At 64.5% G+C, this 20,400-nt stretch carries 14 protein-coding genes; 8 read left to right on the top strand and 6 right to left on the bottom strand.

The features are described 5' to 3' along the window. Positions 1 to 662 precede the first annotated feature (662 nt). On the bottom strand, positions 663 to 1,766 hold the full coding sequence (locus BBSC_RS00375; RefSeq protein WP_269429192.1) for a LacI family DNA-binding transcriptional regulator: 1,104 nt from the start codon (positions 1,764 to 1,766) through the stop codon (positions 663 to 665). A 1,318-nt stretch (positions 1,767 to 3,084) separates the two neighbouring features. After that, positions 3,085 to 5,598, bottom strand: coding sequence for a prolyl oligopeptidase family serine peptidase (locus BBSC_RS00370; protein WP_033517744.1), 2,514 nt, complete (start codon positions 5,596 to 5,598; stop codon positions 3,085 to 3,087). 279 nt (positions 5,599 to 5,877) lie between these two features. On the opposite strand from BBSC_RS00370, the gene BBSC_RS00365 reads away from it, so the two are divergent. Genes BBSC_RS00365 through pknB form a run of 7 tightly spaced genes read left to right on the top strand, consistent with a single transcriptional unit; the run spans position 5,878 to position 14,851 of the window. Continuing rightward, positions 5,878 to 6,579 (top strand): FhaA domain-containing protein, encoded by a 702-nt coding sequence (locus BBSC_RS00365; protein ID WP_033517651.1) that lies wholly within the window; start codon positions 5,878 to 5,880, stop codon positions 6,577 to 6,579. 25 nt (positions 6,580 to 6,604) lie between these two features. Beyond that, a complete protein-coding gene (locus tag BBSC_RS00360) occupies positions 6,605 to 7,141 on the top strand; it encodes an FHA domain-containing protein FhaB/FipA (protein ID WP_033517654.1) in 537 nt (178 codons plus the stop codon). 7 nt (positions 7,142 to 7,148) lie between these two features. Further along, positions 7,149 to 8,822: a PP2C family protein-serine/threonine phosphatase gene (locus tag BBSC_RS00355; RefSeq protein WP_033517656.1), complete on the top strand. Its 1,674-nt coding sequence runs from the start codon at positions 7,149 to 7,151 to the stop codon at positions 8,820 to 8,822. Beyond that, positions 8,819 to 10,213: an FtsW/RodA/SpoVE family cell cycle protein gene (locus tag BBSC_RS00350; RefSeq protein ID WP_033517746.1), complete on the top strand. Its 1,395-nt coding sequence runs from the start codon at positions 8,819 to 8,821 to the stop codon at positions 10,211 to 10,213. The genes BBSC_RS00355 and BBSC_RS00350 overlap by 4 nt, the downstream gene beginning before the upstream one ends. Next, the gene (locus tag BBSC_RS00345; protein WP_033517658.1) at positions 10,210 to 11,673 is read left to right on the top strand and encodes a peptidoglycan D,D-transpeptidase FtsI family protein; all 1,464 of its coding nucleotides are present in this window, start codon (positions 10,210 to 10,212) and stop codon (positions 11,671 to 11,673) included. Before BBSC_RS00350 ends, BBSC_RS00345 begins: the two co-directional genes overlap by 4 nt. Beyond that, a complete protein-coding gene (locus tag BBSC_RS00340) occupies positions 11,670 to 12,689 on the top strand; it encodes a serine/threonine-protein kinase (protein WP_231649091.1) in 1,020 nt (339 codons plus the stop codon). Before BBSC_RS00345 ends, BBSC_RS00340 begins: the two co-directional genes overlap by 4 nt. After that, a complete protein-coding gene (gene pknB / locus BBSC_RS00335) occupies positions 12,686 to 14,851 on the top strand; it encodes a Stk1 family PASTA domain-containing Ser/Thr kinase (RefSeq protein WP_033517660.1) in 2,166 nt (721 codons plus the stop codon). The genes BBSC_RS00340 and pknB overlap by 4 nt, the downstream gene beginning before the upstream one ends. Before the next feature lie 208 nt (positions 14,852 to 15,059). On the opposite strand, the gene BBSC_RS00330 is transcribed toward pknB, so the two are convergent. From BBSC_RS00330 to BBSC_RS00320, 3 genes are all read right to left on the bottom strand, one after another. Continuing rightward, the gene (locus BBSC_RS00330; protein ID WP_033517662.1) at positions 15,060 to 15,704 is read right to left on the bottom strand and encodes an anthranilate synthase component II; all 645 of its coding nucleotides are present in this window, start codon (positions 15,702 to 15,704) and stop codon (positions 15,060 to 15,062) included. A gap of 312 nt (positions 15,705 to 16,016) precedes the next feature. Continuing rightward, a complete protein-coding gene (locus BBSC_RS00325) occupies positions 16,017 to 17,057 on the bottom strand; it encodes a class E sortase (protein WP_046726139.1) in 1,041 nt (346 codons plus the stop codon). Positions 17,058 to 17,242: 185 nt separating this feature from the next. After that, positions 17,243 to 18,031, bottom strand: coding sequence for a DUF881 domain-containing protein (locus tag BBSC_RS00320; RefSeq protein ID WP_033517664.1), 789 nt, complete (start codon positions 18,029 to 18,031; stop codon positions 17,243 to 17,245). 99 nt (positions 18,032 to 18,130) lie between these two features. Between BBSC_RS00320 and crgA the strand changes: the two genes are divergently transcribed. Next, a complete protein-coding gene (gene crgA / locus BBSC_RS00315) occupies positions 18,131 to 18,589 on the top strand; it encodes a cell division protein CrgA (protein WP_033517665.1) in 459 nt (152 codons plus the stop codon). A gap of 164 nt (positions 18,590 to 18,753) precedes the next feature. Here crgA and BBSC_RS14110 read toward each other — a convergent pair whose 3' ends face one another. Next, positions 18,754 to 20,355, bottom strand: a complete 1,602-nt coding sequence (locus tag BBSC_RS14110; RefSeq protein WP_308201342.1) for a THUMP-like domain-containing protein — start codon at positions 20,353 to 20,355, stop codon at positions 18,754 to 18,756. Positions 20,356 to 20,400: the final 45 nt, after the last annotated feature.

Genomic DNA, 20,400 nt, shown 5'->3' with positions numbered 1-20,400 from the left:
TGAGTTCTCCTTCGCTTCAGCGCATCCTGCTTGGATGCGCCCCGATCCACAGCCGGCCACTGCACCGGCCACGAATTCGTAAGTGGGCTTTTCGTTGCCCGCTTGTGATGTTGACGTTAACACATGGTGGATGTTAACGTCAACTTTTGATCACGAAATTGTAGGGATTCGCACCGGAAACGCGCGTTTTGTAATCGATACAACCGTTGATTTTCCTCACGAAACGCCGATGGAGGATCTTGTTGCCGACGTGATCGAATCGCCGGGATTGGTACACCGGTGGTTCTTGGTGACGAAGATGGCGGGGCATGCCGTCACGGCTGCTTGCGGACCGTACGGCCTCGGCGGCGTACCTGCCTCAGAGCTTGGGGCGGATGGTTGCGGACTCAGGAACCGTAGGGGCCGCTTACAGGCACGGACTCACGGGATTACGAGCCATGTGGGCCGTTAAGACTTACAGACTTGCGAACCGTGTGAGCCGTACAGCCTGCCACGGCCCGCTACGGACCGCTACTATCCCGCCGTAAGTTCGTGTGTACCATGTCTGGCTCCCCTCGCTGAGGCTGAGCCGAAATCACTGAACGAATTAACAGCGTGGGATGCTACGGGCCGCCACCTGCTCGTTGTGACTTTTCAGCTCGTTTACGGCTTGCTGCGGTTCTTTACCGTCCGCCAACCCGTTCACGCATCGGACCGGTGGTGCCGCGCACGATCAGATCGTCGCCGACCATGACGTGCTTCGGGCCGCCTCCGTTGATCCGATCGATCAGAAGTTCGACCAAGGAACGGCCGGCCTCGGCGTACCGCTGGCTCACCGTCGTCAGGTTGTTGTTCGGGTAATAGCCGTTCACGGAATCGTCGACGCCAACCACGCTGACATCCTCCGGCACGCGCAGCCCACTCTCCTGCAACGCCTTGATCACGCCCAGAGCCAAGGTATCGTTCGCGCAGAACACCGCCGTGCAATTCGGATCCTCGGCCAGTTTCTTGCCGACGTGATAGCCATCATCGGCCCACCATCCCGCATATTCGAATGGCGGGACCTCGCATCCCCGCTCACGCAGCACCTGCTCCCAGCTCTGGGCGCGCTTGATCGCGGAATTCGAGATCTGCTCACCGCCGACGTGATACACGGTCTTGTGCCCCAGATCCAGCAGATGCTCCACCGCCAACCGCCCGATCAGCTCCTGGTCGAGATCCATCGAGGACCAGTTCTCGCGATCCGGGTTCTTGCCGATCGACACCACCGGCGTATCGGGGAAGAACTGATCGATCGCCTCCGCCACCGCAGGCCGGTCGTTGACGATCATGCCATCCACGTCGAGGCTCGCCACGAACGGCGACGAGGCGATCACCGAAACCTGGGCGTCATTGCCGATGGGGATCAGCGTCAAGCCGTACCCCCGCTTCGCCGCAGCATCCATCAGGCTCTCCAGCATCAACTCGGAGCCCGAAGTCTCCAGACGCTCCACGAACAGACCAAGCGTCCACGTTCGGCCCGACCTCAGCGCGCGGGCCACGCGATTCGGCCGGTATCCCAGCTCATGCATCGCACGGGTGACCCGCTCTCTCAGCTGCGGACTCACCGACGCGCTTCCATTGCTGACACGGGATACGCTTTGCATCGAAACGCCAGCCAGCTTCGCCACATCCTTGATGGACACCGATTTTGAAGGCGCCGCCGCGCACACGGGCGCCTCGGATCCAGAAACAGCATTCTTATGGCCCTCGTTACCGGCCCGATCAACAGCGCTCTCGCCAGACATTTGCCACCTCGCCTTGTACATCCTGTTTTCTCCGCCCAGCGTATGCGCCGAAGCGTATCACAACGCTCAGCATGCTATCTGAGATGCACATGTCGCATGCCGGCCCCTCAGCCTGGGCCATGCGTCAAACGTAGAATATCAGTAATGTTGACGTTAACACATATCGGGATGACGAGTCAACCCCGTGTCGCACCTCCCAGAGACCAACCGCTACGCCCCGCTGTCCAACTGCAGTGCCCCGACGTTCAACTACCGTGCCCCCACTGTCCAACTACCGTGCCCCCACTGCATGGATTCTCAGCGGGGCACAGCTATGATAGGCTCCACGGTTTTCCTCGATTGACGACCTCGAGCAAAGTAAATCACCAACACTCCAAGCGAGACACCCCGCTGAGAAACCGCCAAACAAGGTATAGCCCCTACCCTCTAGACAAGCTATCCCGCGGAAAGAACAACAGGCGAAGTACACCTCCTATACTCCAGACAGCACGCCACGCCAAACAACATCAAGCGAGGCAGACCTTTTAGCCCATAGAAATTCCGTCCCGCAGAAGGAACTCCAAGCGAGGCATGCTTTCTACCCTATAGAAGCTTCACCCGGCCGGGAACCACCAAACAGGGTATAGCTCCTACCCTCTAGACGAACCGCCCCGCTGAAGGAACAGCAGGCGAAGCACACCTCCTACGCTCCAAGCAACATACCACTCCAAACCACACCAAACGAGGCACGCCTTCTACCCCATAGAGATTCCGCCCCGCGGAAAGAGCTCCAAACGGACCATACCCGCGAGAGACTATGCGATCCTCCTCATCGACAAGCGTCAAACGAGCAAACCACCGACCCTCCAGATGAACCACCTCGCTGAGGGAACGATAGGCGAAGCGCACCTCCTGCACTCCAGGCAATATGCCACGCCAAACCACACCAAGCGAGGTGCACCTTCTAACCCATATAAGATCCGCCTCGCCAAGAGGCTTCCAAGCGAGGCATATCCATGAGAGAGTATGCGTCATCCTTCGTTGACAACGTCGAACGGAGAAGGGCATCGATCCTATAGACGAATCGCCCCGCGGAAAGGGGCCCAAGCGAGGTGTACCCTCTGCACTCCAGAAGCGCCGCTCCGCCAAGAAAAACAAAAGGGGCGTGGCGCCATCAGCGCGCCATGCCCCACAGCAGCGAAACCCGCCAAGCCGAGCCGGCCGGGCCCACCGAGCCAGACAACCCAGCCCGCCCAGCCCGCTCAACCCAGCTCAGCCCAACCAGCCCCGCTCAACCCGGCCAACCAACCGGCTCACCGCAAACGGCGCCGGCAACGGCTCACAGATCCAACGCGTCGTACAGGAAGTCGCGCTGCAGCGTGAGCAGGTTCTCGGCGACCGTCTCATCGTTGGTCATATGCGTGATGCCCGTGAGCGGCAGGAAGGTATGCGGCCGCCCCGCCGCCATCAGCGCCTGGCTCAGGCGAAGGCTGTGCGCGATGGTCACATTGTCGTCGGCGAACCCGTGGATCAGCATCAGCGGGCGCGAGAGCTTCGGCGCGTCCTGCACGATGCCGTTGCGGCGGTACACCTTCGGATCAAGGCCGAGGTAGCGCTCGGTGTAATGCGTGTCGTACAGCGTCCAGTCGGTGGGCGGCGCGCCGGCGCAGCCGGCGTGGAAGGTCTCCGGGGCATCGAGCACGGCCAGCGCGGAGAGGAATCCGCCGTACGACCAGCCGATCATGCACACCTTGTCGAGGTTCGGCGCGGGAATGCGCGTCTCGCCGTCCGCATTCAGCGCGGCAATCGCCTCAGGCAGCGCGTGCACGGCCTCGACCTGATCGGCAAGGGTCACGTCCTTCATGTCCTCGAAGATCTCGCGATCCCACTTCGGCCCGCGGCCGGTGGTGCCACGGCCGTCGGCGGTGACCACCAGGAAGCCTTGGTCGGCCCACCACTGCGCATCCCAGTAGAACGCCTGGCTGACGATGACCTGCTGGTACCCCGGGCCACCATACGGCTTCATCAGCACCGGCAGCTGCTCGGCGCCGGCATAGCGGCTGCCGGCGCTCGGCGCGATGATCGCCGTGTACAGCCGGTGCTCGCCAAGGCGGGTAAAGACGATATTCGGCGCAAAACCAGGCTCCGCGGCATGGTTCGCAATCAGCGCCGACGACGATTCCCCGACGGTCCGGCCCGCAGCGAGATGCTCCATCCGCGACTTGGCGTGGGCCATATCCCGCCCGGAGACCACGATGCCGGCCGACGCGCGGGAGACGGTCCACTGGCCGGGAACCGTGGTGACCGGCGTGACCGTGCCGTCATAGGCGATGCTCACCACATCGAAGCTGCGGGCATCGTGCCCGTCCACGTTATCCGCCCAGGCGGCCGGCACCTCAGGCGCCGATTCGGGCGTGCGCTGCACGGAGACCAGCACATCCGCGTCGGTCACATCGAGCACGCCGCGAACCTGCCAGCCGACGGGCGTGAACAGCTTGCCATCGACGGTCAGCCGGTTCGTGTCCGTGTCCATGTCGTTCATCGGGCAGACCAGCCGGCCGTCCGGCGTGAACGCCGGGGTGCCGGGCACCAGATCGATCCACTGATCGTTCGCATGGGTCTCCAGCACGCTGACCGCCCCGGACGGCGCCACTTCAAGCACCTGATCCTTGGTCTGGCGCCGGTTCTGCACCAGCACCAACGGGCCATGCCCCTTGCTCCAGCTGACGGCGGCGATGTACTCGTACTCGTCGCGGTCCCATTGCACGTCGTGGCCGACGACGCCCGCATAGCGGCCCTGCCCATCGAATTCCAGCTCGGCGATGGTCAGATAGGCATCGACGTTGCGGGTCAGCGCGCGCGGGTAGCGGCGGCCAGCCGCCGGCGTCTCCGGATTGGCCGGATCGCTGATGTACCACGTCGGCTCGTACTGCGTGTCATACCGCTCGAACAGGATGTGGCGGGAATCGGGCGCCCACCAGAACCCGTCGTAGCGGTCCATCTCCTCACCGGCCGCGAATTCGGCCAGTCCGATGCGCCAGGTGTTCTCCTTGCCGCCCCGCGCGCAACCGCAACCGCACTCACCGTCACGCTCATCACCGCGATCACCGCAAGCGCACGCATCGCCGCACACGCCCCAGATCGACCCGATCACGTCGCCGGCCGCCGGGCGATCGCCCTCATCGGCGCCGAACGCACCCTCGGAAATCGCCTCCTCATCGGCGTCCGCCTCCACGAACACCCCGTCGTTCACCTCGCCGGCAGCCACGGCAGCGTCATGCGCCGCGGCGCTCTCCCAATCGGCGATGTCGACGAGCTCGAGATGCTCGCCGGTGGTGTACAGCACATGCTTGCCGTCCGGGCTGATGCGCGGATTAAGCACCGGGCCGTACACGCCCTGATCGTCGGTGTCGAGCTCGCTCGCCGCCAGATGGCGGGTGCGGGCCCCGTCGCCGTCCTCGTCGATTTCGGTCAGGAACAGACGCCCGTTGATCGTGTAGATCACACGGCGCCCGGCCGCATCGACCGAGTAGCTGACGATGCCGGTGCCGCCCTCGCGCGCACGCTCGCGGCGGGCCTTCTCCTCGGCCGGCACGTCCTCGCTGTCCGCGTTGGCGAGCAGCTCGCGCGGGTCGGCGAGCAGCACCTCGCGGTGGCTGCCGTCGCCCTCGAGCACGCTCATCCACAGCGCGGTCACCAGATCCTCCGGCCCATCCGAGCGCAGGAACAGCGCACGGGACCCGTCGCCGATCACCCGCGCCGAACGCGGGGCCCCGCACCCGAAACGCAGCGTGCGCGCCTTGAGCCGCGGGAACGCATCGATTGCTTCCTTGACGTCATATGCATTGGTCATATCGTTCATGGCCACAACCATACTCACCAACCGGTCGCCGGCATGTTACGGCTGTTACGGCGCCAACGCACGAGACGCCCATCGCTCCCGGATGCAAAACGCCCCGGGCGACCCACACCCGCGGCGCAGGGCCAACGATGCCGCCGAAAGCCCCCAACCGCCACCGAACGCGCATTTGCGTGGAAATTTTGCGCTCATACCGCCGTTTTTCTCCCGAAATTTTGATCTTATTCCCCACTGCCGCGTAGGATAAGGTGAAGATATAAGAAAGGGATCACTATGAGCGTTCTCGACCGTTTTGAGAAAAGTGTAGAAGGCGCGGTCAATGGCGTGTTCGCCAAATTCGGGTCCAAGGACCTGCAGCCCGTCGACCTCTCCAGCGCTCTCGAGCGCGAAATCGACGCCGAAGCGATGCCGGTTGGCCGCGATCGCACGGTGGCCCCGAACGAATACCGTTTCAAGCTGAGCACCCCGGATTTCGACCGCATCGAGCAGTGGGGCTCCGAGACGCTGGCCAATGAGCTGGCCGACAACCTCACCCAGTACGCCAAGAGCCAGCACTACGCCTTCGTCGGCCCGGTGGTCGTGATCTTCGAGGAGGACCTCGACCTGACCAAGGGCAGCTTCACGCTGAGCTCCGAATCCGTGCAGGGCAACGCCGTGCCGCGCACCACCGACGAGCAGTCGCAGGACGACCCGATGCTGGAGATCAACGGCAACCAGTATCTGCTGACCAAGGAGAAGACGGTGATCGGCCGCGGTTCCGGCTGCGACATCATCATCGACGACCCGGGCATCTCCCGCCACCACATGGAGATCGATATCACGCCGAACGGCGTGATCGCCCGCGACCTGGGGTCCACGAACCACATGTACATCGAGGGGCATCAGGTGCCGGTCGCCACGCTGCTCGACGGCAACACGATCACCATCGGCCGCACCCGCATCCTGTACTGGGCCTCCTCGCAGGAGCAGGAGTAGCCCCGCACGGGAGCCGCATTCCGTTATGCTCACTGAACTGACCTTCGCGATCCTCAAGTTTGGATTCCTGATTTTCCTCTGGCTGTGCGCGGGACTCGCCATACGATCGCTGTACAAGGACATGGAAACGTACAGCCCGCGCGCGTCGCGCGCGCATCGGCGCAAGGAGCGCCGCGCACGCAAGGCCGTGGCCGCCCCGGCGCCGGTGGCGACCGCATCCGCCGTGCCGTCCACGCCGCGCACCAACGAGATGCCGGCGACCAATGCGTCGCCGACCCTGCTGGTCATCATCGACGGCCCGCTCGCCGGCTCCTCCGTGCCGCTGACCGAGGGATCGATCTCGCTTGGCCGCTCCGCGTCGAACACCGTGGTGCTGAACGATGAGTTCGTCTCGTCCCACCACGCCCGCGTGTATCAGGACCCGGCCACCGGATCGTGGGCCATCGAGGACCTGAACAGCACGAACGGCACTGTCGTCAACGGCCAGCGCATCAACACGCCCACCATCCTCTCCGCGCGCGTCCCCGTCCGCATCGGCGCCACCACCTTCGAATTGAGGTGATTGCCGCATGCCGAACTCCTCCGCTTCGCAAAAACTGTTCCTGTACTCCACAACCGTCTCGGATGTGGGTACCGTGCGTTCCAACAATCAGGATTCGTCGTTCGCCGGCGAGCACCTGATGGCGATCTGCGACGGCATGGGCGGCCATGCCGGAGGCGACACCGCCTCGACGATCGCCATCCGTTCGCTCGCGCACATCGAGCGCGATGACGTGAACGGCGATATCCAGACCGTCTCGAAGATGATGGAGACATCGGTGATGGCCGCGCACGACGCGATCGTCGGCAAGGCCAAGCGCGAGCGGCGGCTCTCCGGCATGGGCACCACGGTGACCACGGTCGTGCTCGTATCCGGCTACTGGGTGCTGGCGCATATCGGCGACTCGCGCGCCTATCTGCTGCGCGACGGCAAGCTGACCCGCATGACGCACGATCACAGCTACGTGCAGCATCTGATCGACACGGGGCGCATCAGCGAGGCGGAGGCGAAGAACCATCCGCAGCGCAACGTCGTGATGCGCGTGCTCGGCGACTTCGACATCGACCCGCACCCCGACATCGCCATCCGCAAGGCCCATCCGACCGATCGCTGGCTGCTGTGCTCCGACGGCCTGACCGGGGTGCTCGAGGATTCGACCATCGAACAGGTGATGGCCGACTGCACCGATCAGGAGGAATGCGCGCAGCGGCTGGTCAGTATGGCGCTCAAGGCCGGCAGCACCGACAACGTGACCGCGGTGATCGCCGACGCCACGCTTGCGCTGGACGCGCAGGCCTTCGATCTGCCGAACCAGACGATTCTGGTCGGCGGGGCCGCAAGCGCCAGCTTGGAGCCGATCGCCGACATCGTCAATGCGCCGGTGGCCACCGCGCCGATGCTGCGCGAGGACTCGACCTCGCCGGCCCAGCGCGCGGCCGCGCTGATGCAGGATTCGGCGCCAGCCGCATCCCCAGCCGCCGCCCAGCAATCCGCGAAATCGCGTGTGGTGCAGCCCTCGACGGTACGCGAGGAATCCGGCGACCGCATGATGCCCGATACCGGCGAGATCCCCGTCGTGCAGAAGTCGGACGGCCGCGTCAGCGCCGATCCGAACGATCCCGAGGTCGCCAAGGCGATCCGGCACGAGCATATCGAACAGCGCAAGATCACGCGCGACAAGCACCGGCGTTCGCGCATCGTCACGGTATTGTGCATCATCGTGGCGCTGCTCGCGCTGGCCGGCTGCGGGTGGGGCGCGTACGCCTGGAGCCAGACCCAGTACTATCTGGGGTCCTCCAACGGCGTGATCACGATCTACCAGGGCGTGAACACCAATCTGTTCGGCCTTGAGCTCTCGCACGAGGTCAAGAGCACGAACATCACGATCTCCAGCCTGCCGCAGTCATGGCAGAATCAGTTGGAGCAGGGCATCGCCGTCGGCAGCTACGACGAGGCCCAGGCCCACGCCAAGCTCATCGAGCGCGAACGCGACAAGGAGCAGAACAAGACCGCCGACAGCGCGAAGAAGTCCACCGACTCCTCGTCGGACAAGGCGGGCGATTCGTCCGGCAAGTCGACGTCGTCCAATTCCGGAGGCAACTCCGGCAAATCCTCCGACGGCAACTCGTCCGGCAACAACACGTCCAACAACAACTCGGGCAATTCGACCAACGACAAATCAGGAAGCGAGGCAGGACAATGATCATGACCCGCCTGCGCCAACTGTCGCTGCTGGTGCTCGTGCTCCTGACCGGGTTTCTCGGATTCTTCCAGATGCTGGAACGCACGACCAACGGGTTTCCGACGAAATACGCCATCCTGATCGGCGCGGTCAGCCTGCTGAGCTTGGCGGTATGGGCGCTGATCATGCGGTTCCAGCCCCACGCCAGCCAGACGATCCTGCCGTGCGTGCTGCTGCTCAATTCGGTCGGCACGGTGCTGATCGTGAGCATCGACCAGAGCAAGAACACGCCGTCGAGTGCCGGTGTCAGGCAGCTGCTGTGGCAGATCGTGGCGTTGGTGCTGTTCGCGTTCGTCATCATCTTCCTGCAGGACTACCGCGTGCTGCGCCGCTTCTCCTATGTGAGCATGGTGGTCGGCCTCGCGCTGCTCCTGTCCCCCATGCTGCCGTTCATCGGCGCGTCGATCAACGGCGCGCGCGTCTGGATCCAGATCCCGTTCACCAACAGCACCATCCAGCCGGGCGAATTCGCCAAGCTGTTCCTCGCCTTCTTCTTCGCGGCCTACCTGTTCGACCACCGCGACCAGCTGGCCGTCGGCGGCAGGAAGTTCCTGGGGCTGCAGCTGCCGCGCATCAAGGACCTTGGGCCGATCATCATCGTGTGGATCGCGTCGATGGGCGTGCTGGTCCTGCAGCGCGATCTGGGCACGTCGCTCATGTTCTTCGCGATGTTCGTCTCGATGCTGTACGTGGCCACCGGCCGCAAGAGCTGGATCGTGATCGGCCTGATCGCCTTCGCGGCGGGCGCGGTGGCCGCGGCCGGCATCTTCAGCCACGTCGGCTCGCGCGTCGACGCATGGCTGCACCCGTTCAGCAACGAGCAGTACTACAAGGAATTCGGCGGTTCCGGGCAGATCGTGACCGGCATCTTCGGCCTTGCCTCGGGCGGCCTGATCGGCACCGGGCTCGGGCAGGGATACCCCTCGCTCACGCCGTACGGCAACTCCGATTTCATCTACACGTCGGTCGGCGAGGAGCTCGGCCTGACCGGGCTGATGGCCGTGCTGGTGCTGTATCTGATCATCATCGCCTCCGGCTTCATCACCGCGATGAAGATCAAGGACGGATTCGGCAAGCTGCTCGCCTCCGGCCTGGTGTTCACCATGGCGTTCCAGGTGTTCACGGTGGTCGGCGGCGTCACGCTGGTGATCCCGCTGACCGGCATGACCATGCCGTACATGGCGGCCGGCGGGTCCTCGCTTGTCGCCAACTACCTGCTGGCCGCCCTGCTGGTCGTCATCTCCAACGCGGCCAACAAGCCCGAGCCGCCCGCCGAGATGTCGGACACGTTCCAGTACGAGGCCCTCGCCGTGCTGCGCGACCATGAGCTCAAGGAGCGTGGCGTGCAATGAACAAGTCCCTGCGTCAACTTTTCACCGCGGTGATCGTGCTGTTCGTCATCCTCGGCCTGTCCTCCACGGTCTGGACCGCGATACAGGCCGATTCCCTCAACGCCGATTCGCGCAACGCACGCGCCATATACCATACGTACGGCACGCATCGCGGCGCGATCCTCACCTCCGACGGCACCGTGCTGGCCCAATCGACCGCGACCAACGACGCGTTCAAGTACCAGCGCGAATACTCGAACGGCGCGGTGTACGCCCCCGTCACCGGCTACTACTCGATCAATCAGCCGACCGACCGCGGCATCGAATACTCCCGCAACGCGCTGCTCAGCGGCGACGCGGACGCCCTGCTGTGGGACCAGTTCAAGGCGGTGCTCTCCGGCTCGCAGAACACCGGCGCGACGATCGAGACCTCGATCAACTCGTCGCTGCAGACACTCGCCTACCAGCTGCTCGGCAGCAACGACGGCTCGGTCGTGGTCATGGAGCCCAAGACCGGCCGCATCCTCGCGATGGTGAGCACGCCAAGCTACGACCCGAACCAGCTGGCCAGCCATGACACGGCGAGCGCGAACCAGGCATACAGCCAGCTGATCAACGACGACTCGAACCCGATGCTCAACCGGGCCACGAGCCAGCTGTACCCGCCGGGATCCACGTTCAAGACCGTGGTCGCCGCGGCGGCGCTCGAATCCGGCGACTATCAGCTCGACACCCAGATTCCGGCCGGCAACAGCTACACGCTGCCCGGAACGTCGGTGCCGCTGACCAACGCCAGCCCGCTGGCCGACGGCTCGAACGGCAAGATCGCGCTGCAGGATGCGATCGCCTATTCGTCGAACACCGCGTTCGCGCAGCTCGGCGTCTCGCTGGGCAGCGACAAGATCGCCGCCATGGCCAAGAAGTTCGGCTATGGCAGCTCGATCACCGTGGATTCCTCGTCGGGCAGCGGCGCGATGTCGTCCGTGGCGGCCAAGCTGCCGGACAACCCGACCAACGACCGGCTCGCGCTGGAATCGATCGGTCAGGGCGACAACCAGACCACCCCGCTGCAGAACGCGATGATCGCCTCCGCCATCGCCAACGACGGCAAGCTCATGCAGCCCACGATCGTGGACCGCGTGCGCTCGAGCGACCTGTCAGTGGTCTCCGAGACCAAGGCCCGCACCATGAACCAGGTGATGAGCTCGGACACCGCCAACAAGCTCACGCAGGCGATGGAGGGCGTGATCACCAAGGGCAACCCCAATCTGGCGATCGACGGCATCGCGGTCGCGGCCAAGACCGGCACCGCGCAGATCGGCAACGACAACCAGTCCATCGATGGGTGGATCATCGGCTTCGCCCCCGCCGACGATCCGAAAATCGCCATATCCGTGGTGGTGCATAATGTGGACCTCTTCGGCTCCCTGGTGGCCGGGCCGATCATGAAATCCCTGATGGAGGAGGCGCTGAAACAATGAAACTGATCGAAGGACAGCTGATTCACCGCCGATACCGTCTCGACAAGCGCCTTGCGCAAGGCGGCATGGGCGAGGTCTGGAAGGCCTACGACATCCAGCTCGGCCGCCCGGTCGCCATCAAGGCGCTGCGCTCCGACCAGTCCAACGTCGAGGCGAAACTGCATCGCCTGCGCGCGGAAGCGCACAATTCCGCCAATCTGGCGCACCCGAACATCGCCGCGCTGTTCGAATACTACGAGCACGACGGCATCGGATTCCTCATCATGGAGTACGTGCCGAGCAAGTCGCTGGCCGACCTGTTCCACGAGCGCGGCGCGATGAACCCGACCGAGCTGCTGCCGATCCTGATCCAGACGGCCCGCGGCCTGTTCGTGGCGCACAGCCACGGCGTGATCCACCGCGACGTGAAGCCGGCCAACATCATGGTGTCCGACACCGGCGAGGTGAAGATCACCGACTTCGGCGTCTCCTACTCCACCAATCAGGAGCAGATCACGCAGGACGGCATGGTCGTCGGCACCGCGCAGTACATCTCCCCGGAGCAGGCGCAGGGCAAGCAGGCCACGCCGCAGTCCGACATCTACTCGCTCGGCGTCGTCGCCTACGAGGGGCTGTGCGGGCACCGCCCGTTCACCGGGGCCACGCCGGTCGACATCGCCGCGGCCCACGTCAACGACCCGGTGCCGCCGCTGCCGGACACCGTGGATCTGCAGCTCAACCAATTCGTCATGTCGATGCTCTCCAAGGATCCGCTCGACCGGCCGAAGGACGCGCTGGTGGTGTCGCGCACGCTCGCCCGCATCGAACGGCGGCTGCTGGACCAGGAGACCGCACAGACCGATGACACCTTCATCGCATCCGGCCGTCTGCCCCGCCGCGTGGTCAGTCTGCCGCACACCGTGAACACGCTGCTGCGCGAACTCAACCTCTCCGATATCGGGCAGCCCGGGGGAACCGCCGTGAACGTGGATAACGCCTCATTGAATCTGGGGACATCGTGGAAGGAACAGCAATGAGCACCATCATGCCGAAGTCGCTCGCTGAGGGGCGCTACCAGCTCGGCCAACTGGTCGGGCGCGGTGGCATGGCCGAAGTGCGCGTGGCGCTTGACACGCGACTGGGCCGCACGGTGGCGATCAAGATCATGCGTTCGGATCTGGCCAACGACCAGATCTTCCTCTCCCGGTTCCGCCGCGAGGCGCGCTCGGTCGCCCAGATGAACAACATGAACATCGTCAACATCTACGACTCCGGCGAGGAGACCGTCACCGACGAGAACGGCAACGTGGAGCGCCTGCCGTACCTGGTGATGGAATACGTCAAGGGCCAGACCCTGCGCGACATCATCAAAGCCAACGGCCCGCTGAGCCAGCGCGACGCCGAACAGGTGATGCTCGGCGTGCTGTCGGCGCTTGAATACTCGCACCGCATGGGCATCATCCACCGCGACATCAAGCCCGGCAACATCATGATCTCCGAGCAGGGCATCGTCAAGGTCATGGACTTCGGCATCGCCCGTGCGCTCGACGATTCCGCGGCGACGATGACCCAGTCGCAGGGCGTGGTCGGCACCGCGCAGTACCTGAGCCCCGAGCAGGCGCGCGGCGAGACCGTCGACATGCGGTCCGACCTGTATTCCGCCGGCTGCGTGCTCTACGAGATGCTGACCGGACGGCCGCCGTTCACCGGGGATTCCGCGGTGGCGATCGCCTACCAGCATGTTTCCGAGGTGGCCACGCCGCCGAGTTCCGTGGTCCCGGGCCTGCCGAAGATGTGGGACTCGATCTGCGCGAAGGCGATGGCGAAGGACCGCCAGAACCGCTATGCGACGGCCAACGAATTCAAGAACGACATCCTCACCTTCATGAACGGCGGCGTGCCGGTGGCGGCGGCCTTCAACCCGCTCACCGACCTGTCGAACATGAAGGCGCGCAAGCAGGCCGAACAGAACGCGGCGACCTCGGCCACCATGGCCACGATGGCGATGGGCCAGCCGCAGGGCGAGACCACGGCCACGCAGGCGTTCAACCCGGTGACCGGGCAGTTCGAGGTGGTTCCCGGCGCGATCAACCCGAACAACGCCGCGGCCAACACGGCGGTCAAATCGCGCGCCGAGCAGCGCGCGGCGGCCGCGAAGGCCAAGCGCAAGAAGAAAGTGATCATCGGCACGCTGATCGGCGCCCTCGTGGTGGCGCTGGTGGCGCTGGCCGTCTACTTCGCCATGAGCGGCAGCACGACCAACCCGGCCGACGAGATGGTCAAGGTTCCGGACTTCACCTCGCAGTCCAACATCAGCGAATCCGGCGTCAAGAAGGCGCTCGAGGATCTGGGGCTGAAGCTGGTGTCCAAGCAGGACACCACGTCGTCCGAGGCCGAAGGCACGGTCACCAAGCAGGATCCGGAAGGCGGCAAGCAGGTCGCCAAGGGCTCGGAGGTGACGGTGTGGTTCTCGGCCGGCCCGCAGACGGTCACCGTGCCCGACGTCTCCAAGCAGACGCAGGACGCGGCGGAATCCACCCTGACCGGGCTGGGCTTCAAGGTGAACTCGGTGGTGCAGAGCGAGAACAGCGCCAACATCGACAAGGACAGCGTCACGCGCACCGAGCCGGCGGCCGGCAGCGCAACGCCCAAGGGCACGTCGATCACGCTGTACGTGTCCAACGGCATGAACGCGGTGCCCGACAACCTGGTCGGGCAGGCGCAGGATGCGGTCACCAAGGCGCTCAACGACGCCGGATTCACGGTCAACACCGAGCATGAGAACTCGGACACCGTGGCGGCCGGTTCCGTGACGCGCATGAGCGTCGAATCCGGGCAGGTGCTGGCGCAGAACACGTCGATCACGATCTGGGTTTCCGACGGCAAGGAGCAGATCGCCGTGCCGACCTGCTACGCGGGCCAGACCTACAGCGAATGCGCGACGCTGCTGCAAGGGTCCGGCTTCACGCCGCAGGCGAGCGGCGCCGGCGAAAACGGCACCGTGATCAGCACGAACCCCGCCGGCGGCACCATGGCCGACAAGGGCGCCACGGTGACGGTGACCACCAAGACCACCACGGTCACGCCTCCCACCGGCGACGACGACAAGAAGGATGATACCGGTAACGGCGGCAACACCGGCAGCGGCGGGACCACCGGCAGCACCGGCGGCAACACCGGCACCGGTTCCGGCAACTGATACCTCCCGCTCGCCGTGCATTCCGGCTCCCCTCTCTTCTGAAGGGGGAGCCGGGGGCGATCACACGGCAGAAGGTTGCCTGACTCCCCTCTCTGAGGGGAGCTGCCCGCGCAGCGGGCTGTGGGGAGCCAGCCGAATAGGCACAACATCGACATGCGCCCCGCCGGATGGTCTATCCGGCGGGGCGCATGTCGATTTGAATAACGCTCTATCGCGCGATCTTGGGCTGCAGGCCCTGCGACTTGGCCACGGCGCTGTCCTGCCCGCAGACGGCCAGCCAGTTGGCCAGCAGGCGGTAGCCGTCCTGCGTCATCACCGACTCGGGGTGGAACTGCACGGCGTACATCGGCAGATCGCGGTGCTTGATCCCCTGGATGATGTGGTCGCCCTGCGTCCACGCGGTCACCACCAGATCATCGGGCACGGAATCCGGTTCCACCGCCAGCGAGTGGTAGCGCGTCGCGGTCATCGGATTGGCGACCCCGGCGAAGATCTCATCGTCGATGTGCTCGACCAAGCTGGTCTTGCCATGCATGATCGTCGGGGCATGGTCGACGGTGCACCCGTATACCTCCGCGAGCGCCTGCAGCCCGAGGCAGACGCCGAACATCGGTTTGCGTTCGCTGGCGCAGCGGCGGATCATGTCCTCGCTGGCGCCCGAATCGGCCGGGGCGCCCGGGCCAGGGGAGATCAGCACGCCGTCGTAGCCGTCGAGCACCTGCGGCTGTGCGGGGTCGATCGCGTCGTTGCGCACCACATCCACCGTTGCGCCCAAGGTCTTGAGGTACCCAACGATCGTGTACACGAACGAATCGTAGTTGTCGACCACCAGAATATGCGCCGAATCCGTCATAGTGCTCCTTGCCAGACACGTCGGCGCCATCGCGCCGACACCCTGCCGCCCAGTGTATCGCCCGGAGGCCCCCGGAACGGGAAAATGCATCAAAAGTTCGAGTTGTCGGTGCGCGACTGTGTAGCCCCAACCGTTTATCGAGCGAAATCTATCGAAAAACGATAGAAAATCACGCCGAGAACAGCCACTCTCCGTTTCCGCGCACCGACAACTCGCACCTACCGCTCAATCCACGGCCGGGGACGGCATATTACGGCGCAACGCAGCCTCAGCGGCACCTCATCGGCACCCCGGCCAAGCCTCAGCGCCGCCTCACGACACCGAGTAATTCGACATCGCGCGCAGCGCCGGGATGTTCGAGGCCGCCCACGGGAATCCCCATTGGAACAGCGCGACCGCAGCGGCGAACAGCAGCAGCGCGAGCAACACGAAGCGCACCGGCAGCACGCCCGGCTGGTGGCGGATCAGCCATCCGTAGATGCTCGCCTCCGGGCGCTGGCGGTATCCGTCGCGGATCTCGCGCAGCACGGGGAAGCGCCATGCCGCGAGCGCCGCCAGGAACAGCACCGCATACACGGCCAATGCGCCAAGCATCAACGGCACCAGCGAGTCAAGCTGCGCCGCCCATGAGGTCTTCTCGTTGGAGACGAAGGTGACGTCGCTGGCGGCCGTACCGTCCGTCAGCTCCTTTGGGGTGCCGTCGGACACCTTGGCCCAGTAGGTCAGCTCGCCGTAGCTGATCCATCGGTAGATCGGCGTCGAGTACTTCGGCTCGCAGGTGGTCATCGTGATCATGCGCTTGGTCGGGGCCTCCCCCGGATGCTGCGGGTCGGCGCCGATCACGCGAACCTCGTCCGGCTTGACGATCTCGTAGTTCGTGTAGTGGTACACGTACCAGTAGTCCTTGGTGCGGATCACGATCGTATCGCCCGGCTGGAGCTTGTCCACGTCGCCCAGCGGCTGGCCATAGCCGTCGCGGTGCCCGGCTATCGCGAAGTTGCCGAGCTGCCCGGGCCACTGCGTGTTCTCGTAGTGGCCGAGCCCGTGCTTGTTGAGTTCCTCGAGCGACGTGCCCTCGACGATGTTGCGGTGCCAGTTCTCGCCGAAACGCGGGATGTAGATCTGCGCGATCAGATCCCCCTCGTTCGCCGAATCCTGCTGGACGGGAGGTTCGCCCTCCTGCGCCTGCGCGATCTTGGCGGCGTCGCCTTCGCCCGGATCGGACCATGACGCCGATTGCAGCACCTCATGCTGCGTCCGCTCGGCCTCTACGCCGGTCCACCACAGCAGCCACGCGATGTACAGCGCGCAGACGACCGCCATGGTCAACAGGATTTCGGCGATGATGCCCATAACGGCCCAGAACGGCCTGTGACGGCGCCGCGCCGGCTCCCGTTCCGGCCACGACTGCGCCCATGCGGCTTCCGACCCGCCGTCATCGGGGTCGCTGACCTGGTCGAGCCGGTCGGCCATGTCATATGATTCGCGATCGTACCGCTCGCGCCCATCGCCATCCATCTGCGGTTGCTTTGCGTGTCTCACTGTTCGTTCGTCTCTTTCGAATCATCAATAACGCTTGAGTACTTCAGCGACTGCAGCAGCGCCGCCGATTCGGGGAATTCCAGCTTGTCCTTGGTCTCGACCTTCCAGCCTACGCCGAATGCGCTGACATACTCCTTGTAGATCTTGATCGCTTTCGAATCATTCAATGCCTGCAGCATATCATCGACCGGCCCGATGGCCGATATCGTGTACGGCGGCGAGTACTTCTTGCCCTGCAGCAGCAGCACGTTGCCCTGGCAGATCACCGCGGAATTGAACAGCACGCGCTGGTCCTGGATCATCATCGACTCGGCGCCTCCGGCCCACAGCGCGTTCACCACGGATTCGATGTCTTCCTGATGGATCACATAGTCGTTGATGTTCGATGTCGAACCGGAATTGTCGACCATCTTTTCCCACAGCGGCGAATCGTTCAGCGTCACCGTCACGCCCGGCCCTTCGACAGCTTTCAGCGTGGTGCCCGATCCGGCGCTTTCGGTGCTGGTGCCGGTGTCGGCCATCCCGGTGGCGTCGGAGGTGCCGTCCCCCGCGATGGATTTGAAGGTGTCGATCTGCGAGCCCAGCTTGGAGATGTCGTCCTGCAGCTGGTTGACGCGCTTGACGCGCTGCTCGATCAGGTCGGCGGTGTCCGACGACACCGAAGCGGTGCGGTTCACCTGCAGATTGACCGCCAGCAGGTACCCGGACAACGCGACGACCACGAACACGGCGACCCCGCCCAGCCATGAGTGCTTCGCGCCGTGCTTTCCGGTGTGCTTTGCCATGGATATTCCGCCGTTTCAGTTGATTATGGGCTCGCTATTCGCCAGTTTCGAGTCTAACCACTATTATGACTTTTAGCCTATATAAAGGAGACTACGCTGATGGCAGATACACAGCTGCACGAAACCGACTCGGAAGAGCAGAAGGACTGGCAGTCCGACACCGATGCCGCCAAGAACGCCGATGAGAAGGCAGTCGCCGCCACCGACGGCGCGGCCGCAGCGACCGACGATGATGAGGATTACGGCGTCCCGATGGACCAGGTGGAGGCCGTGCTCAACGCCAGCGCCGACAAGTCGGCGCTCACCCCGCAGATGCAGCGCATGATGCAGCGCCAGGCCGAGAACACCAAGCGCGTCGAGGAGACCATCAAGGGCACCAAGTCGAATCCGCGCTGGTTCGTGCCGCTGTTCTGCACCCTGATGGTCATCGGCCTGGTCTGGGCCGTCGTCTACTACCTGACCGGCAACTATCCGATCCCGAACATCAGCTTCTGGAATCTGGTCATCGCCTTCGCGTTCATCATGGTCGGCTTCATCATGACCATGTGGTGGCGCTGAGTCCGGTTCCAACCCCGGCCTGCTGCCGTCCACAGGATAGATTCTCCCGGCTCCCCTTCCCATGGCAGGGGAGCCGTTCGTATGCCGCAACGCATGCGAGGGGCCGGTATTAGCCGTTTGCCGTGTCTGGCTCCCCTCTCTGAGGGGAGCCAGACACAGGATTACTAGCGGTCCGTCGACGCTTCCGCACGGACCTTTGCCGCGCGGATGAGCACATGCCGGCCTCCCTGCATGGTCGTGCCGAACAGATAAACGTCGCCGCCATCCGCGAGTTTGAGCTTGGCCCGCAGCTGAGGCGCGGTGAGCGGGAAATTGCGCACGGAGATGTTCGCCCGGGTGATGCCGGCAAGAGCGGTCTTACGCTCCCTTTTGCCCATCGCCGTCACTGTGTCGATGGCGAACGCGCGCCCCGGAAAATCGTCGATGCGCCGCGCGCCGACGAACAGATGGCTGTCCGGGCCGATCTGGACGACGCCGTACCGCCTCTCCACCAGCGCGAAGCAACCGGCCTTCATGATGGAGGCATTCGGCTCGTACAGGTATGCCATCGGTTCCGGCAACGGTGCGAGTCTCAGCGAACGATCCGACGAGGCGCCGTTCGGATCGTAGTCATATGACACCACGTCCCCGTCGTTGACGCAGTATACGCGCAGCGTGAGCGGCGGATCGGGGTTCCCCGGCGTCCCATCCGATGCCGGTGCGATATCGGGGCTGGGGCCATGCATGGCGGCTGCGGCGATGACGGCCGGGTTGCCCGGGGCTGAGTTGTCCGGGGCAGCGTTGCCCGCAGCAGTACTAGTGTACGCGCCGGTGCTACCGGCGGCATCGGCAGTTCCGGTGTCCCCGGCTCCGGACTCGTGCCGCTGGAGCACCAGCAGCAGTTCCTTGCATTCGTTGCCGGTGGAGACGATGTGCACCTCGCTGACCGCTCCTCCGAAATCGGCCACGGCCTTGCGCCAGTCCAGCATCGGCGACAGCTTGATCATGACGCAGGGGGCCGCCGCCAGCAGCCGATCACGCAACTCCAGCACGTTCGGTGTGCAGTCCTCGATCGCATAGGTGCGCGCGCCGTGCTCGTCGCGCCGCGCCGGGTCCAGAAAAATCAGCGATACCGGCGTCGCGGCAGACGCTGCAGCCGGTATAGTCGGCACAACCGTGGAGCGCGAATCCGCGGACTCGGACTCCTGCCGATGCGAGCCGCCTATCCACGAGGATTCCCGATCCTGCCGGAGTTCCTGGGCTTGCCGGGCGTTCGGATCCGGGCAATGCAGATGATCCGAATGGTCTTGATGGGATTCCGGGCGACGATCGCCGGATTCGCCCGTCAATGCACGCAGATACTCCTCCGCATCCGCGTTGACGACGGCGACATGGCGCAAACCCAGCGCGTTCATATTGTGCACGGCCAGCACGCAGAGATGCTCCTGGCGCTCCACATAGACCGCATGGCTGAATTCGCGCGACATATAGGAGCAGTCGACGCCGAAGCCACCGGTCAGATCCACCAGCGTGCCGGAACGCGGCGGTTCGCGGTCGGCATGTTCCGAGACCGGTGCCGTGAGACGCCGCGCGACCGACGCCTTGTACCGCGCGGTGAACTGCGATGAGCACTGTTCCATGGACAGATGCGGGGGATAGACGATCCCATCGCAGCCGGCCCACTCCGGCAGCTTATGCCGTGCGGTCTGCCAGCCGGCGATCTGATCCAGCGCAAACGGCAGGTCCAGTCCCTCGCTCTTCTTGGCCCGCAACGCCAAATCACGCACGTCTTCCGTACGATGCGCGTCGATAAAGGCCTGTGTCTGAGGAGA

This window comes from Bifidobacterium scardovii JCM 12489 = DSM 13734 (assembly GCF_001042635.1).
Taxonomy (GTDB): Bacteria; Actinomycetota; Actinomycetes; order Actinomycetales; family Bifidobacteriaceae; genus Bifidobacterium; species Bifidobacterium scardovii.
Note: the sequence above shows the minus strand (reverse complement) of the source record. Positions and strands in the feature narration are given on the sequence as shown.

Coding starts and splice junctions, on each gene's coding strand:
- BBSC_RS00330 (WP_033517662.1), bottom strand. CDS start 15,704: ATGACGGATTCGGCGCATATTCTGGTGGTCGACAACTACGATTCGTTC.
- pknB (WP_033517660.1), top strand. CDS start 12,686: ATGAGCACCATCATGCCGAAGTCGCTCGCTGAGGGGCGCTACCAGCTC.
- BBSC_RS00375 (WP_269429192.1), bottom strand. CDS start 1,766: ATGTCTGGCGAGAGCGCTGTTGATCGGGCCGGTAACGAGGGCCATAAG.
- BBSC_RS00365 (WP_033517651.1), top strand. CDS start 5,878: ATGAGCGTTCTCGACCGTTTTGAGAAAAGTGTAGAAGGCGCGGTCAAT.
- BBSC_RS00345 (WP_033517658.1), top strand. CDS start 10,210: ATGAACAAGTCCCTGCGTCAACTTTTCACCGCGGTGATCGTGCTGTTC.
- BBSC_RS00355 (WP_033517656.1), top strand. CDS start 7,149: ATGCCGAACTCCTCCGCTTCGCAAAAACTGTTCCTGTACTCCACAACC.
- BBSC_RS00350 (WP_033517746.1), top strand. CDS start 8,819: ATGATCATGACCCGCCTGCGCCAACTGTCGCTGCTGGTGCTCGTGCTC.
- BBSC_RS00325 (WP_046726139.1), bottom strand. CDS start 17,057: ATGGGCATCATCGCCGAAATCCTGTTGACCATGGCGGTCGTCTGCGCG.
- BBSC_RS00320 (WP_033517664.1), bottom strand. CDS start 18,031: ATGGCAAAGCACACCGGAAAGCACGGCGCGAAGCACTCATGGCTGGGC.
- BBSC_RS00370 (WP_033517744.1), bottom strand. CDS start 5,598: ATGACCAATGCATATGACGTCAAGGAAGCAATCGATGCGTTCCCGCGG.
- BBSC_RS00340 (WP_231649091.1), top strand. CDS start 11,670: ATGAAACTGATCGAAGGACAGCTGATTCACCGCCGATACCGTCTCGAC.
- crgA (WP_033517665.1), top strand. CDS start 18,131: ATGGCAGATACACAGCTGCACGAAACCGACTCGGAAGAGCAGAAGGAC.
- BBSC_RS00360 (WP_033517654.1), top strand. CDS start 6,605: ATGCTCACTGAACTGACCTTCGCGATCCTCAAGTTTGGATTCCTGATT.